The organism is Neobacillus oceani (assembly GCF_046237595.1).
GTDB classification, from domain to species: Bacteria; Bacillota; Bacilli; order Bacillales; family Cytobacillaceae; genus Bacillus_D; species Bacillus_D oceani.
In genome coordinates, this window is sequence record NZ_CP143543.1 from 4189660 (window position 1) to 4207063 (window position 17404).

At 44.3% G+C, this 17404-nt stretch carries 9 protein-coding genes; 3 read left to right on the top strand and 6 right to left on the bottom strand.

Features of this window, described 5'->3' with window-relative positions:
• Positions 1 to 127: 127 nt before the first annotated feature.
• Both secA2 and V1499_RS21185 read left to right on the top strand, forming a co-directional pair.
• The gene (gene secA2, locus V1499_RS21180; protein ID WP_409272345.1) at positions 128 to 2494 is read left to right on the top strand and encodes an accessory Sec system translocase SecA2; all 2367 of its coding nucleotides are present in this window, start codon (positions 128 to 130) and stop codon (positions 2492 to 2494) included.
• Positions 2495 to 2521: 27 nt separating this feature from the next.
• Positions 2522 to 3400 carry an accessory Sec system S-layer assembly protein gene (locus V1499_RS21185; protein WP_409272347.1) on the top strand — a complete coding sequence of 293 codons (879 nt, stop codon included), beginning with the start codon at positions 2522 to 2524 and terminating at the stop codon, positions 3398 to 3400.
• A gap of 95 nt (positions 3401 to 3495) precedes the next feature.
• Here V1499_RS21185 and V1499_RS21190 read toward each other — a convergent pair whose 3' ends face one another.
• The 6 genes from V1499_RS21190 to V1499_RS21215 form a co-directional block, all read right to left on the bottom strand.
• Positions 3496 to 4170, bottom strand: a complete 675-nt coding sequence (locus tag V1499_RS21190) for a C40 family peptidase (RefSeq protein ID WP_409272349.1) — start codon at positions 4168 to 4170, stop codon at positions 3496 to 3498.
• A gap of 231 nt (positions 4171 to 4401) precedes the next feature.
• Positions 4402 to 4809, bottom strand: a complete 408-nt coding sequence (locus V1499_RS21195) for a hypothetical protein (RefSeq protein ID WP_409272351.1) — start codon at positions 4807 to 4809, stop codon at positions 4402 to 4404.
• A 291-nt stretch (positions 4810 to 5100) separates the two neighbouring features.
• Positions 5101 to 7560 carry a phosphodiester glycosidase family protein gene (locus V1499_RS21200; protein WP_409272353.1) on the bottom strand — a complete coding sequence of 820 codons (2460 nt, stop codon included), beginning with the start codon at positions 7558 to 7560 and terminating at the stop codon, positions 5101 to 5103.
• A 254-nt stretch (positions 7561 to 7814) separates the two neighbouring features.
• Positions 7815 to 9059 carry a CAP-associated domain-containing protein gene (locus V1499_RS21205; RefSeq protein WP_409272354.1) on the bottom strand — a complete coding sequence of 415 codons (1245 nt, stop codon included), beginning with the start codon at positions 9057 to 9059 and terminating at the stop codon, positions 7815 to 7817.
• A 547-nt stretch (positions 9060 to 9606) separates the two neighbouring features.
• The gene (locus V1499_RS21210; protein WP_409272355.1) at positions 9607 to 13095 is read right to left on the bottom strand and encodes a S8 family peptidase; all 3489 of its coding nucleotides are present in this window, start codon (positions 13093 to 13095) and stop codon (positions 9607 to 9609) included.
• A gap of 248 nt (positions 13096 to 13343) precedes the next feature.
• Positions 13344 to 15194 carry a bifunctional metallophosphatase/5'-nucleotidase gene (locus V1499_RS21215; protein WP_409272357.1) on the bottom strand — a complete coding sequence of 617 codons (1851 nt, stop codon included), beginning with the start codon at positions 15192 to 15194 and terminating at the stop codon, positions 13344 to 13346.
• Positions 15195 to 15406: 212 nt separating this feature from the next.
• Between V1499_RS21215 and V1499_RS21220 the strand changes: the two genes are divergently transcribed.
• Complete coding sequence (locus V1499_RS21220) at positions 15407 to 17293, top strand: LTA synthase family protein (protein ID WP_409272359.1); 1887 nt, start codon at positions 15407 to 15409, stop codon at positions 17291 to 17293.
• Positions 17294 to 17404: the final 111 nt, after the last annotated feature.

Consider the following 17404-nt stretch of genomic DNA (forward strand, 5'->3'; position numbering starts at 1 on the left):
TTCAACAGGAACCGGGAGTCCCTTCTTATGCTTGGGAAATTATCCCTATGTCCGTTTTCGACCATTTCCTTCCTATGTATGGTATAATGCGTCTAGACCATCCTATACCTACACAGGAGAGAAAAGTATGCTAGCTAAGGTTAAAATGCTATTCAGCGACAGCAGCAGGGAAATTAGGCGTTTGTCGAAAATCGTCGATAAAATTAACGAACTTGAACAACACTTCGAAAGCCTCAGTGATGAGGAATTAAAAAACAAAACTCAATTTTTTATGGAAGAGCTGGAAAAAGGAAAAACACTTGAAGATATAAAGGTAGAGGCTTTTGCCGTAGTCCGGGAAGCATCCAAGCGCGTCCTGGGTCTTCGGCATTTTGACGTCCAGTTAATCGGCGGGCTCGTCCTTCATGAAGGAAGCATCGCCGAAATGCAGACAGGCGAAGGAAAAACGCTGGTCGCAACGTTGCCAAGTTATCTTCACGGCCTTGAAAACAAGGGCGTTCATATCATTACAGCAAATGAATATCTGGCCAAGCGGGACTTCGAACAAATGGGCAAAATCCACGAATTCCTAGGATTAAAGGTCGGTTTGAATATTTCCGAAATGCCGCCCGAAGCCAAGCGCGATGCCTATGCCGCCCATATTACGTATGGAACGGGTACTGAGTTTGGTTTTGATTATCTGCGCGATAACATGGTGTTCAATATTAACGACAAGGTACAGCGTCCGCTCTATTATGCGATTGTCGATGAAATTGACAGCATCCTGATTGATGAGGCACGGACTCCGCTCATTATTGCCAACAAATCAAGCCACGGGCCCGAGTTATTTTACATTACAGCTGAGTTGATGAAAACCTTCGAAGCCGATTCCGACTATGAACTCTTCTCGGAAACAAAGCAAATCTATCTGAAAGACAATGGTGCTACTAAGGTCGAGAAGGCATTTGGCATCGCGAACCTTTATGATGCCGAGCACCAGGACCTTTTGCATAATGTTGTCCAGTCATTAAAAGCTGCGTTCATTATGAAGAAGGATGTCGATTATATCGTCAAGGATGGAAAAATAGCACTGATCGACAAATTTACTGGCCGAATAATGGAGGGAAGGACTTTCAGCGAAGGACTTCATCAGGCGCTTGAAGCCAAAGAAGGCCTTGAAATTACGGAAGAAAACGAATCACAGGCGACCATCACCATCCAGAACTATTTCCGGATGTATGCCAAGCTATGCGGAATGACCGGGAGCGCGACCCCTTCAAAGGAAGAGTTCCTTGAAACTTACGACCTGAACGTTGTCTCGGTGCCTCCGAACCGGCCAGTCCAAAGGGTCGACATGGATGACCTCATATACAGGGATAAAAAATCAAAAATCCGGCGTATCATCGAAGAAGTACAAACAGTCCATGCAACCGGCATGCCGATCCTGATTGGGACTACTTCGATAGAACAGTCGGAAAACCTATCAAAGCATTTGAAAGAAAAAAGGATCAAGCACCGGATCCTGAATGCGAAAACAGAGGAAGATGAGGCCGCGATCATCCAGACAGCTGGTCAAAAAGGCCAGATTATGATTGCCACCAATATGGCCGGCCGCGGAACCGATATTACCCTTGGCCCCGGTGTCAAGGAACTGGGCGGCCTTCATATCATCGGAACCGAGAGGCACGAAAGCTTCCGAATCGACATGCAGCTGAGGGGGCGGTCGGGTCGCCAAGGCGATCCGGGTTCCTCCATTTTCATTATATCCCTTGAGGATGACCTTTTCGTCTATTATGACGAGGAGGAAATGGAACGCTATCTGAAGAAGGTTAAAACGGATGAAAACGGACTTGTCCTGTCACCGGACCCGCATAAATTCGTACTCAAGGTCCAGCAGACAGTTGAATACGCCCACCACTCTTCGAGGAAGCATATCCTGAAGCTTGACAATGTCCTGGATAGCCAGAGTAAAATTATATATTCAATGCGCGACCGGGTCCTTAAGTCTGACCCAAAAGACATTTTCCCTGAATTAACTGGGTATATCAAAAACTATATTTCTGCGATTGTTGAAAAATACTGTAAAGATAACAATGAGGAAAATGACGGCAGGCGGAACTTAACAGGTCTTATCGAGGAACTTGGGTTTGTCTTTATCAATTTTGATATTAAGGTTGAAGATATTGAAGATCTTTCCCGTGTTGAAATTTTAAACAGGATGATGGATGAATACGGAATCCTTGAGAAAGAAATTCTTTCGCTGCAGGATGACGAGAATCTGGGCAAACAGCTGAAAATTTTCCTTTTGCAAATGATTGACATGAACTGGATTCAGCATCTTGTATTGATGACGCAATACAAGGACGGTGTCGGTGTGAGAGGGTACAGCCAGGAAGACCCATACCGCTTGTTTGAATTTGACGCGCTCCGTGAATTTAATCAACTCTTGTTTTCAATTGAATCTGGTGTAACCATCCGTTTTATTGAATATATCAAGAGCCAAAACAGGTCTTAGAGCGGAATAAAGCTAGGAGGAAAAAAAGTGGCTTTAGATAATAATAAGTTCGAAATAGAAAATGAAGATAAAAGTGTGTCGAATCAGGCTTCCCAGGCGGATGGCCACGTTAAAACGACGCTGGTTTTCCACCCGGATTGGGAACTTACAAATTCGGAACGTTATATTTATATGTTCCAACATCAACAACTCCCTTTGTTGAAACCAAACCAGGTCTCTATAGACGGAATAAAACTATTAAACTTCAATGAAGGATATGTAGTAGTCGCCTTTCTCCGAAACACGCTTGATAAACCAATACGCTTTGAAGCAATTAATCTCGTCCTCCTTGATGGAGAGGGACAAGTGGTGGCAAAAAGGAATTTCGAACTTGAGACTCTTGGTGAAATTCCCGCCCGTACGTGTATTCCTTGGAGATTCCTATTTGAAGAAGGGGATAAGCTTGGTGAGGTAAATCCGGATAAGGAGTGGAAGATTGAATTTGAGCTTATCCAATCTCGGGAAGATAAACCCCATGAACTTGATCTCGCCCCTAGCTGGGAAGCACAACTAGATCCAAGTCAGAAGGAACATCTTAAGAAGATTGTCGACGATCTGCCTAAACTTGAACCAAACCAAGTAAACATAATGGGCTTTCAAGCTGAATATTCTAATGAAGGCCAACTTGGGGTAACAGTCATGATAAGGAATGGAAGTAAAAACCCCCTACAATTAGAGCAGATTCCATTGGCAATAGTGGATGCGGCTGGAGATATTATCGCGAAGGGCGGCTTTAAACTTAATGATTTTAAGGTAAAGGCAAATGCAACACGCCCATGGACTTTTGTATTTCCAAAAGAACTTCTTAAAAAAGAAAATCCTGATATGTCCAGCTGGAAGGTAATTATGCCTACTCAAGAGCAATAATATTCCCTGCCCCTTTTGAAAAAGAGGGGCAGTTTTTCACTAAATCTCCAAAATAAAACCTCCTAGAAATTGTCCTAGGAGGTTTTATTTTCTATTTAATTACCCGCCGGCTTAAATTCAATATGGGTTGCAATATTCGTGATGTAAAGCTGCGATCCAAGGTTGAATTGCCCTCCGTACAGTGAGTCGCTTCCATATACACGGTATGTTTCACCAGGATTGAGCACCCTTACTTCCTTTAGCTTACCGTTTTCGTCACGCTGCCAAAGGTTGACTTTCTTCTTTATGTAGACTTTCCCGATTTGCCCATCCTTTATAGGAGCGGGCTGAATGTATCTTCTCGCACCAAGGTACCTTTTCTTGTAATAGCTTTCATTCAAGCTGGAGATTGCTATTCCCTTTGGTGATGCATGAATGAATTTATTGTCCCCGAGATAGATTCCAGAATGGGATGGACCAGCTTTATAAGTAGTAAAGAACACTAGGTCGCCGGGAACCCTATCAGCCGGATCGATTTTTTCACCCTGGGCAAATTGGTCCGCGCTTGTCCGTGGAAGGTCAACACCAAATTCACTATATACATAAGAGACATAACCCGAACAATCGAACCCTGATGGTGTCGTGCCTCCCCATTTATATGGAACACCCACAAATTTTTGGGCATAGTCCGTCAAATCCACAATTTCTGCAGCATCGGCCTTTTCAGTGCCTGCAGTTATAAAAGCTATGATAAGCATCAAAATGAATGGCAAACTTCTAACCTTCTTCATCAGCAACCCCCGAAAAGTATATCTTTGTCGATTTTGTGAATATTATGTAATTTCTTACAACATATGTTCATTTTAGTATAAGAGGATGCCAGAGTCTATTTCACTAGTTTTACAAATCTCGCTTTTATGTTACATTTTTGTTACAAAAGGTTTAAATGGTGTCGAAATCGGGGAGATGTGTAAGTTAGGCAATAAAAAAAGGCAAGCCCGCTAAACGAGCCCGCCGTGTGTTCAGCTGAATTCCGGCCAGTTTTTCTGGAATTCATCGCCTTCGATTTTTTCGATTGTACGGTATTTAAAGGGGAGCAGTTCCCCTTCAGGTTTTTCAATAAATTCCTTTGCCAGTTCAAACGGAATCAAATCAAATTGGTCTTTGTTTTCCGCAATAAAGTATACGCCTAAAATTTGTCCCTTTTGTTTCAGGTCCAAATTCAGGAATGCAGGATAGTAGGATAGGTCACTCGATTCGAGTACGGCTTTGGCTGTAATGGTTCCATCGTCCTCTATTTCAATCGCATCATTACTAATTTTGTCGAGCGCTTTTACAGCCCATCCCTGTTTTTTATATCCCCCAATAATTTTCGGAGGGTTTTCCTTCAATTGTTCCAAAAGCTCATTTTGACCGTTTAAGTGTTCCATTGCTTAAAATACTCCCTCCAGCTCCCTCAGATAGTGGATACAATAATTAGAGATTTATAGTAAATATGCTTTTTCAGCATAATCAATATTAACAAAATTGTAAACATATCATCTTATTATTAACATAATCGTTTGTAATCTGCAAACATCTGTTTCTAATCCCTTTTACTCAGGATAATCAATTGGATATACGGGCGCAAGTTAAATTATAGGTAAATAGTTTAGCAGTGATATCAAACCAAATGCCTCTGCAAATCTTGCAGAGGCATTTGATTGTTGCTTTTTTTTGCATTAATAAACCGCGGTAATATCATCCACAAAGATTTGGCCTTTGTTTTTGTTCAGGTCATTTGTCTCCATATAGCGGACTGGCATTTCAATTCTGTAAGGAGCCTTCAGTCCTGCCGGCATTTCCGCTTCAACGTATTTCCAGCCAGTCCAGTCAAGATTGTTAGTAAAATCGAGCTGGATTTCGGTGCCGGCCGCATCTCTCAACTGCGAACGCAGCCAGTGGCCTTTTGCGTCCCCGTACACCCACATACCGATTTTTACCGGTACTCCCGGAATTTCAATTGATGCAGGCGGAGTTGCATAAACCCCGGAGGTTCCCGTTGTTCCAATAAAGTCATACGCTACCTTCAGAGACTGGGTTCCGGTTTTGATATACACTTTTTCCGGAGCAATCGACACAGAATTGAAGCGCGCACCGCTTGCTTTCCATCCTGAAAGGCTGCCTTCAAAGTTTTCGACAACGATGGAGCCTGGATTGCCGACAATGACATTGAACTTGGCAGATACTGTTCCGTATGAAACGGTCACTGTGGCCGAACCATCCTCATTCCCGGCCTTAAAGAGTCCGTTTTCCACCGTTCCGATTGGTGAAGAGAGCGTGTATTGGAATACAGCCGGATCCTCTACAATTTTTTTGCCCGCAAGATATCCAGATGCCGGAACCGAGAATGATCCATTTTTATCAACAATAACTGTTGGATTTGCAAGCTTAATGCTATCGAGTGTATTGACGATTTCCGCGTTGACACTTGCTTTGAATGTTCCGGTAGAAGCGGTAATCGTGCCTTTTCCAGCTGTCTTCCCGGCTGTAAATGACCCATCGCTGTTGAACGTTCCAAGTGTCGAAGTCCAGGCCAGTGGATCTGTTACAGTAATTGGGTTATTGTTCTTATCCAGCCCACGAACAGAAATGTTAAGGTTTTTATAGGTTGCACCCGCAAAAAGCTTCAGATCGTTTGCGGATAGAAGCAATGTATGAAGCGGGCCTGCTTTCCACAAACCGACAATAAGCAGGGAATTGGCGACATTTCGCTCTATCCCATCTGATGGCGAGTTGACAACGGTCGCATCCGCATTTCCCGGTTCACGAGCAACCATCGTAGATGAACCGCCACCGTCAAATGTCATCGCTTCGACCGCACCAAGATCTTTCATCACTTTGGCGGTTTCAGTCAGTGTGACACCCGCACTTACGGTTTGCCTTCCGTCTATGACAATAACGAAAACGGATCCGTCCTTCTTAATGCCAATAGCCGTTCTCGGTGCCGCGCCTGTTACACTAATCGTTTGCGCGACGCCGTTTTTAACAAGGTAATACCTGCCGCCGATCGCCTGTTCAACCTTGTCCCAGGCCGGATTGTTATATGCGAGATTAATCTCGACTACATCGCCGGCAACAAGGCTTTTCAGGTACTCACTTCCTTTTGCATGCCCCGAAAGAACCAACTCACCTGGAACCAACGGTGCGCTGCCCTTGCCGACGACAACTTCTTTTACAACTGCCTTGACCGTACCATTTCCGTTCAGCTTGCCCTCAATATTGGTCAGAACCACTTCGGTACCCAGTTCATTCGTCATCGTCGTTGAAGCGAAATAGGGGGTGTAGAGAACAAGATGGTCCGCAAAACGACGCTTATTGACCGAATCAATCAAATAGGGATTCTGTCCATTCACAGTCATACTTAGCGTAATATCAGGATTTCCAATAATTGCTTTTCCTTCAGGGGAAACCCCAAAAATTGTCCGTTCATTTTCCGGAGTCTTATTCGTCGTAACAATCTCTCCGTTATGGACAGTCAAGTCTGTTGGCGAGCCATTTGAATCGAAGTAATCACCATTCACGCCACCGATGATAAAATGCTCGTCAGCCTGCTTTCGAGCGGCCATTGAGCTTACAGTTTCAAAACCTATCATTTGGTCCTTTGCCAGCGTTGTTTCGAATTTGATTTGCGATGCCTGCTGGTCGACTCCGAGAACATAGATTTGCTGTTTTCCGCGGGAGCTATCTACCGAAAGCTTCGACTGGGTTACCCCCGGCGCAAGAACTTTCGACTGCTCATCCGTCACCGTCCCGATGGAAAGCTTTGTTCCATATAGTTCAGGATTTACCAGCTTCAGTTTGTGGAGTGACGGAGTTCTGTACTCTACGTACCCTGCCATTTTTGTAACAAAATACGAGCCGCCAACCCCGTACTGGCCGCCGAATTCCGAACTGAACTGATAGACACGATACCTTTCGCCAGGTTTTAGGACTCGGACGAATGTGAGTTTATTATTTTCTTTTTTCCATAAGTTGATAGGCTTAAGGATATCTACCCTGCCAATCTGTCCTTTTACAAGCTGCGCCCCGTCCCAGCTGACATATGGAGTGGTGGTCGCGGCTTGTCCGCTTTCGGTGGAAAATGGAGCTGTAACAATTGACAACAATAACACGATACAAATAAAAACCTTATTTCTCATCTGTCTCTCCCTTCATCTCTCAAACCTTACTATACTAGTATACGACAAATCTTTCCACCAGCGCCTTCATTTCTACAAAATTGGAAAAATAGTACCAGTTAAAAATGTCTTTCATTGTTATTATAGGTAATATGGATTAGGAATATAGAAAATTATCCCTCATACAAAGCAAGGAGGCCTCCGCCCAAAAAAGTACCCGGAAAGGAATCCAGTCCGGGTATTGGAATCATTTTACTTAGTACAGCAAAGCAAAATTAATAAGGTTTATAAAAGTTTTGAGTGAAATAAGGGCGCATCGTTCCTGTCTGAAATTGAACCCCGGTCCCCAAATATGAATATTTTCCACTCAAAATATTCTTTCGGTGGCCGAGCGAATTCATTAGCGCCTCATGGGCAAAAATACTGCTCGTATACCCCATTGCGATGTTTTCACCGGCAGCTTGGTACACAATTCCGGTTGCCTTCATCCGGTCAAATGGGTCCTGTCCGCGCGGGTTCGTGTGGCTGAAGAAACTATTTGCCGCCATATCGAACGAGTGGCTCCTAGATGAAAGCCTAGCTTTCTCACTCCAAGCTAAAGCAGGAAGGCCATTCCCAACACGGTCTGCATTCACAAGGTCAAATAACTGAAGCTCGAACGCTTGCTGCAATGCAGCGGAAGGTTGTGAAAAGAAACCGGCCTTCCTATTCTCCACATCTTTAGAAACAATCTGTAAAGCGGTAACTTTTCCGTAGTTATGAATATCGTAAAATACGGTTATATAAAAATCATTCTTATAGAAGGTTTGCTGTTCATTATCATTTCGAACAGAATAGTTTATATTTCCCTTTGTAATTCCTTCCACAGGGTTTCCGAGCGCGGCTTTGACAGCATCGCGGGCCATTCCCACTCTTACATTCTCGAATTGAAAAGCGGTGTCCATGGTGTATAGCGCGCCAATTTTATCATTTACATAGCTGACCATATAATAATTCCTGTACCCTTTATGATAGGTGTACCAGGAAGTTCCATATTCATTTAAACTAATACGTCTTTCCGGTCCAAGTTTGTCCACAATGGCGTGCCTTGTATCCGTTAATTCGACCGGAGTCTTGCTTTCGGCAACCGCTGCCTTTTTGCAATCGAGCTGGCCAAGCTTCGTTTTCGATGGTGTTTCGTATTTTACCCTGGCATCACGGTCAACAAAGTAGCCTCCACCGACGCTCAGCATACCAGGCTTAAAGGCATAAATCCTATAGGTCTCACCTGCTTTTAGCATTCTGGAAAACTGCCTGCTCTCACCATTTAATTTAAAAAGCGGTGTCTCTCTTAGAATTGTCAGTCTTCCAATCTGGCCAAGTTTCAGCTCAGCGCCATCCCATTGAACGACTATGCTTGCCGAAATTCCAGTACACAATTCAGCGGCCTCTCCCTTTTCGGCCGGCGTAAAATAAATAAAGGCGGCGCTGAGCATGAAAGTGGATGCAGCCACCTTAAGCAACTTTGTAAATAAGTTCATTCCCATTCCCCTTTTTCTTTTTTGTACCACCTCATTTTAGTAGGTTGTCCCTCTTCCGTATAGAGGGACTTTAGTCATTTTTTGGGTAAATGGACCTGGCATTTTTTGAACTTTTCGTGAAACCATTATAAAAATTAAATCCATTTTTGGTATTTAATTGAAATTATTAATTTTTTCTCTTGAAACCGGATTACATGATTCGAAACTTTATTCCTGATTATTCGCCGGTAAGCGCTAGCTTTTATGAACCGGATTTTGCTATTTATGAACCTTGCTCGATCTTTTATGAACCGATTTTGAAATTTATGAACCGATTCCCCTGTTTTATGAACGTAATAGTATGACAGGGACGTTACACAAACCTATTTACATGCAACTTCCCCATATTATGAAGGACTGGAAATTTCACGAATCTAATCTGGAGTTCGTTCACCTTTTAATAACCGTATCCACCCCAGGAAGCTTTTTCTCCATATCACTTCTGGCTCAAAAAACAGGCCATCCCTGGCGCCGGGATGGCCATTTGTCAATTTGAATTGGTGAGCCTTTACTTGAATTCTACCTTCAACGTGTACGGGTTTAAAGTCGAGTTTCCGAATGCGTCCCTGACTTTAATATGATACGTTCCTTTTTTCAAAGAGAAATTCAGGACTTCCGCGTCGCCTTCCGGATAATAATCCGCCTGTGCGACCAGTTTCCCATCCTTATAAAGGGAGATGATACTGTCAACTTCGATTCCGGCGGCAAATTCAATCTTCCCTTTCGAATCTTTAGCCAGCTTCAGCTCATACCAATCTTCATCTCCAAAAGGAACTCCGGCGTTCAGGTAACCGGTAGCCTTCAATCCATTCTTTCCATTTGCCGCAAGCTGAAGCGGTTTTGAAGGAATGTTGTTCTTCACAACAGACCCCTTGTCTTCATCCACTGTATTCACAGGGGCTACTTTCAATTGATACGGAAGAAGGGAAAGAGGAACCGGGCCGTCAACATAGCCGCTTACAAGAAGAATATAATTCTTGTTCTTACCAGCTTTGAATGAACCATACGTATTGCCGGAAAAAGCGCCGCGGTCAATGTACTGGGCCTTCCTTGTTTCTTCTTCATCAAGCTTCCGGTTTTTGTTGGTGTCTTCTACGACAACCACCATCCCAAAAATCGGGTTAACCAGCTCTTTCGGATACTTGCTATAAACCGCAGGATCAACTGCTTTCGTTCCGAATGTAACGCCGTATATTGCATCCGCCTTCGATTCGAAATAAAAATTATCCTGATCGAACGGCATTGCAAAATTCCCTTCCACTGTCCCGGCCGGCAGGTTGCGTACATTTTCCGGCTTATCATTGTCTTCGTACTGGTCCTCCGGGTTTTCAAACAATAGTTTTGATGTAAACTGGTATGGATCAAATGACATTTCACCAGTGTAATAATTCGAGTTCACTTTAATGTAGTACGTTTCGCCTTTTCGCAGCCCTGTATAAAGGGATGAATCCATCCTGATCCCCGCCCAGTCCCATGTCATATTTGAACCAATCTGGGCAAGGTATTTAAATGGTTTACCGTTATAATCCTTTAGCTCGATAATCTTGTAAATACTTATTATCGGCACTGTAAAGCCTTTTTCAGAAAAAGCAAACTGGAAAATGCCTGTTTCAGAAGGAGTTGTCTGGAACCAGTCCTCATCTTCCATCATTTGCAGGTAGCCGCCAGCCTGGTCGCCAACCCCATATGGCTTGGAACCCTCCTTGATCATCCTTAGGAATTCGTCCTCTCCGTCTTCAGATGTGCCAGGATCCATTTCCTTTTTTTGTTCGTCTAGGTTTCCGCCTGTTTCCTCTTTACCGCCGCCCATAAACGGGAACATATCCTCATCTCCCGGGAAGACTTTACCTTCCACTTTCAGCTTATATGGAACAAGCGAAGGCTCAGCAACCTGATCTTTGGCCATCAGCCCGGGGTTGAAAAAGAAATCGTACATCATAAAATAGTTGGGATCAATTTTGTTCGAAACTTTGATAATATACGTCATTTCAGGTACGGCGGAAAAGTTCAAGCTTTCCCCGGCACCGTGTCCGCCCCTGTTGCTGTATAGCATTGGGTCAGCCTTCATCTCTCCCGATGCCAACGCATCAAGGATCCTTTTTTGCTCTTCTGCAGGCAGCTTATCAAAATCAGGCGGGAAGAACATATCAGCGGGATAGAGGCTTATGCTCGTATCCGTGCCGGGCACTCCCGAAAGCTCAATCCTCACAGCCTGAGGTTCTTTAACGGAAAACTTGTAATAGTCATCATCACCATCTTTGCCAATTAAGTACATTGGTTTGCTGCCGCTATCATATGGAAGTTCGATTGCAATCGGTTTATCTAGGGAAGATTCATCCTCCGGCAAATCGTCGGGCTTTTGAACGGTAAGATTAAATTTTGCGCTTTCCCTTGCTGAATCATCATAGCTTCCATTCACTTCTTTTACCCCGAAAAGGACGGTCCCACTGAACGGAGCTTCGAAGAATTTTCCCTCCTTAACTCCTTCACGTACTTTATTGACATCAATCATCATTTTTTCCGAAGCGGAATACATGTGGATCATCAATTTATAATCAAAATGCGATCCTCCATCAAGAATGAACTGGAGATTGTCGCCTTTCTTCACCTCTGCCTTATACCATTTCTCCTCATAGGCGGCGGTAATATTACCCGATAGCTTTGTCTCCTTGCCGAGTGAAACAGGCTGAGATTTCTCCAGCAATTCCTTGTCGGTATAGGTTTTCTTTATAATATCGGGGAGTTTTTTCATGTCGAACTGCAGTGCTGCAACAGGGTTAATAAGCCCGTTTCCATATTTAACGTCAAACCCCTTCTCGCCAAGGTCCTCGGCAGTATGCTCAAGAATATACTCGACCTGGTAGGGAGTCAGCATCGGATATTTTGATAACAGTAGTGAAGCAACTCCCGCGACCATTGGGGCAGCCATCGAGGTGCCAGTCAGTTTTCGGTAGCTCGATTTTCGTTCATATTCATAAATCGTACTGTAAATATCCTCTCCTGGAGCAACCACATCAACCGAAGGGCCGTAGGACGATGACATAGAAAGCTTTTTCTGGCTGTTGACATTCCCTACAGATATAACACCTTCATAGGCCGCCGGGTAGCTTAGCATATCATTTCCCGTATTACCCGCTGCCGCAATAACGACAATGTTTTTCTCAAGTGCTTTTTTAACTGCATCCTCAATCAATGGGGAAGGCATCGAACCGCCAAGGCTCATATTAATAACCTTCGCTCCTTTGTTTATCGCATAAAGAATGCCCTCGGCGATCGCAAAATCGGACGCCCCCCAAGCCCGGTCAAAAACGTCGATTGGCAAAATTTTTGCATTGGGGTTAACGCCGTATCCGCCAATCCCGTTATCCTTTGCAGCCGCGATAATCCCTGCTACATGCGTCCCATGGAAGTCTGGCGAGCCTTGGTTCATTGGCGACACTGTGTTATAGCTCGGGAGCAATTTCCCTTTTAAATCAGGATGGTTCGGGTCAATCCCCTGGTCGATGACCGCAACCGTAACCTGGTATTTCCCCGCAAGAGACTGTGCCTTAGCAAGATTAAGCATACCCACGTGATACTGGCTCGCCGCTTTTGGGTCTTCAATCCCAAGTGGCCTGTACAAAGCGCTTGGCATAACCGCAGCCACTTTCGTGTTTTCCCTGTACCTGGTGATTACGTTGTCTAAATCTTTTTTATTTCTTACCTTTACAACCGCATAATCCAAGCCTTCGATTTGTTTAACCGGCGTCCCACCTGCATAACGGTGTTCACTCAGGGTCAATGGCTTTTTGAATCTGATGATGAGTGTATCGTCGCTTAGCGCCTTCTCCCCATCTTGTTGCATCTTCATTTGCGCCTGGCTGACATAGCCGGTCGGGCTGGACGCAAAATCATTGTACTTCACTGTTGTCGCATGGACCGGGCCAGTAAGCAGGCTTGCCGCTACAAGGGTTGTACCCACTGCCACAAGGCCAGATTTCCTAAACCAGTTTTTCATAGGACCCCCACTTTCTCATCTTTTCTTGCCATAAAAAGAAATGGAGAATGGGCATCCCGTTCAAGAGTCCCATTCTGGTTAAAAACCTCTCCATTTCCATAGTTTACTATTTATATAGACTCCGCGAAACGGTAAATAGTTTCATTAATTAAATATTTATTTTTGAAACCCGAAAGGACCTCTGCCATTAACAAAAAACAAAAAAAGGAACCTCCCAAGCAAATGGGACGGTCCCTTTAATAAGATAATTAATTGGCTCTTAAAAGAGCTAGTTTATACTTGGACGGAGTTTCGTAGCGAGTGTTTGCGCCATTGTCACTGATGAAGTAGCCAGCCCCAACGCCGTATGTTCCGTTATAGCTGTATACACGGTAACGTTCGCCTGCCTTTAGCTCACGGACGACTACCGCATTGCCATCAGCATCAAACTTCATTAGGTTAACCGTGCGAAGAATAGAAATCCGGCCAATCTGGTTCCTCTTCATGAGGGTACCGTCCCAATATACAACCGGAACAGGCCTGTTCAGCAGTTCTTCTTCTCTCTCTGCTTCTTCAACTGTCTTGGCTACGATACGCCCTTCAACCTTCCTGTTCAGGACGCCCCGCTTGCCGATGTAATTGATAAGCGCTTCATCAAGGGCAGGAAACTCATTTACAATCGGGCTGTCCTTGAAGCTTGTATATTCGTCGCCGCCCGCTGCCATGAAGTCATTTGTCGCAACAAGGTATTCTTTATTCATATCCATTGGCTGGCCGTTGACCTTCATTGAATGGACACGATCGCCTTTTTCACGAGTAGTATCGATTGCAAAAGACATTCCGCCAATATGCGGGAATGCGCCTTTTGGCTCCGGGTAAGAATCTACGCCATTTTCAATACCCGCCTTAAGCTGGGCGCCAGTCAACTTCTTCGTTACAATGTAGTTTCCGAACGGAAGTACTGTAATAACATGGCCTTTTGTAATTTTGCCTACAGGAATAGACGCTCGTATACCGCCGCCATTCGTGATGGCGATTTCGGCACCGGTTACATCAATCATTGCATCCGTGATCAGGTTGCCAAGGTTTGTTTCACCCGCACGCACTTGGGCACGCTCACCGTCCAGAACAACTCCCGTTTCTCCAATTACCTCGGAAAGGATTTCTTTCTGGCTATCCTTTACGTTTTTAATAACATCCAAGATTGCAGGATCCGGCGTAACTTCTTTCGCCTGTTCCTTCGTTATCAGGCGGGCCTTTTTATCAACAAGCTTATTCCCTTCAAAAGTAAGTTCAACAACTCCAAGGTTTTTCGTATATTCACCCGCGCTTACAATCAGGGTGTCATCGCATTCCTTCAAGCCTTCAACAAGTGTCGAGTGGCTGTGTCCGTCAACGATCAGGTCAATTCCAGGGGCTCCCTTGGCAACCTTGATTGAAGTGTCGGTGCTTGAAGCGTCAATACCGAGGTGCGTAACCGCAACAATAACATCGACGTTTTTCGATTTCAGCTCAGCAACCATCGCCTTTGCTTCCGCTACCGGATCTGTGAACTGAAGGCCTTCAACGTTTTTCGGGTGAGTCTTATAATGTGTTTCAGGGGTTGACAGGCCGAAAATCCCAACCTTTATCCCATCAATTTCTTTAATTTCATATGGCTTCAGAATAAGGGAATTATCAGCTTTCTTGCGTACGTTAGCTGACATTACCGGGAAATTGACTTTCTTCGTCAAATCCAACAGGGTCTGATAACCATAGTTGAAATCATGGTTACCGGCCGCCATTCCATCATAGCCGACTGCATTCAAAACCTTAGCAACGCTATCGCCATTTTCCAAAGTGGCAAAGGTTGTTCCGTGGAATGTATCCCCAGCATCTAGCAGCAGGGTGTTTGGGTTTTGTGCCTCGAATTGCTTAACGAGAGTCGAGATTTTCGCAAATCCCATCCCGTCCGAGGATGTCTCCTCGACCCGGCCGTGCGAGTCGTTCGTGTGAAGAATGGTAATTTTCTTCGATGCTGCCTGAGCTGTTTCAGCCGGAGCCGCAAAATTCAATCCAAACCCTGAGCCGACTACCACTGCTGAAACAAGGGCGATTAGCCCTTTTTTCATGTTTCTCATTCTGCTCCCCCTAACAAGTATGTATTCTCAAACAATCTAATTATAGCGAAAAATGAGTGGAAAGTCCCTCTTTTTTTGTAAATCTTAACACTATTCCGACAAAAATCCCCATTTATTAAAATTGTAAATTTCCTGTAAATTTATTGGCTGATTTCTGCTATAATAACTTATTATATAGGGCTATTGGTCTAATAGCTGGAGGAGTGTAGCTGTTGTTAACCATTTTTAAAAAGTATTCTTCTATGATTCTATTGTGCCTGCTGCTCGCTCTGCCATGGACCGGGAAAACCCTCCTTTTTGTAAAAGAAACCGCCCTGGAGCCCAGATACGCGCTTATTTATCTATCATCCCTTGGTTTTGCAGCAATCGTTGCGAGCCTTTTATTGATAAAACGCAAGTTTATTGCAATCGCTTCTGCCAGTGCTTTATACGCATTGGCCAGCCTATTGCTGTACGCCGATGTCATGTACCAGCGATACTACAATGCGATTATCCGTATCGAGCTCTTAGCTCAGGTCGGGCAGTTAAAGGATATCCGGTCGTCAATCATTTCATTGATTAGCGGGTGGGATATCCTATACTGGATTGACGTCCCTTTGGCAGCAGTCGCCTTTTTCCTTTTTGTAAAAAAAACCCGGCCAGTTCAGTGGAAAAAGCAAGGACTGGCCTTCCTGTCGGCGGGCTTGGCTATCATTCTCACAATCTCGTTGTCTGCCTTTAAATTTACGTACTCCGATCAGTATAAAATTTCACGCGGCGGCATTATTCCAGCCCATCTATATGATATTGGCTGGAACGTCTATAAAAAAGCGTATTTCAAACAGGCCCTCGTGCAAAAGAAAAGCATTGAAGAAATCCGGGAGACGTTCAAAAGCAGGCAGGAAATTCAAAAGTCATCCCCCTATTTCGGAAAGTTCAGCGGGAAAAATATCATCATGGTACAGGCTGAATCACTGAACACGTTCCCTATCGGATTGCTCGTTGAAGGAGAGGAAGTAACCCCGAACCTAAACAAGCTAATCAGTGAAAGCCACTATTACCCGAATACGTACCTTCAGATTGGAAGGGGAAATACATCCGATGCGGAGTTCGTCGCCAACAACTCCCTTTATCCGATCGGATATATCGGCGCCTATAAGGGATATCCAAATAACCAGTATCTATCCCTGCCCGAAGTACTGAACCAGTATGGCTATTCAACAAGTGTAACGCACGGCAATACGCCCGAATTCTGGAACAGGCAAACAGCCTATAAAAGCCAAGGATATGGCGAATTTTACTACCGGGGCCATCCGGAGTTTAAGGACGATGAAATTATCGGGCTTGGCATTTCGGATAAAAGCATTTTCCATCAAATGGCCGCGATGTACAAAAAGGAAAATAAGCCATTCTTTAATTTCATTGTTTCACTGACGAGCCACCGGCCATTCATTCTTGATGAAAAATACCAATATCTAACCCTTCCATCCAAGTTGGAAGGAACTTCAACAGGCAATTACTTGCAGAGCATCCGCTATTTTGACGAAGCGCTTGGTGAATTCATAGCCGAGTTAAAAGAGGAAAACATTTGGGACGATTCGATTTTCGTCGTTTACGGGGACCACTACGGGCCGCTTCCGACTGATCAAGAAGAAATCCGTAGCCTCCTTGGTATTAACTTTAATCAAAAAACAAGGTTCAACATCCCATTGATCATCCATCATCCTGGACAGACAGAACCGGTAGCGAATGGAGGAACCGGAAGCCAGATGGATATCTACCCCACCCTTACCGCCCTGTTAGGGATTGATGATCAGCTTGTCCAGCTTGGCACGACCCTTGATGCGAACCATAAAAGGATTACCGGTTTCGCATTTGAAACAACCCGCTATTCCTTCTTTTCGGACGATTATGATTACCTCGCCTCACATGAGGGAGTATTTGAAAAAGGAATCTGTATCGATAACCGAACCCGAAAAAAGACCGATGTCCAGCTATGCCGGGAAGGCTATGATGATGTATACAAGGATATTCGGATTTCAACACTTCTATTGGAAAATGATTATATTGGAAGAATATTTGATACCGGCACTTTGAGGGCAACGGGGAAAAACAAATAATTCATGTAAAAGGAGCGTTCTCCACAAAGTTTAGCGGAGAACGCTCTATTATCTACATTGCTTATTATTTTTTATAAAAAATGAGCACCAGTAATGACTGATGCCCGTTCC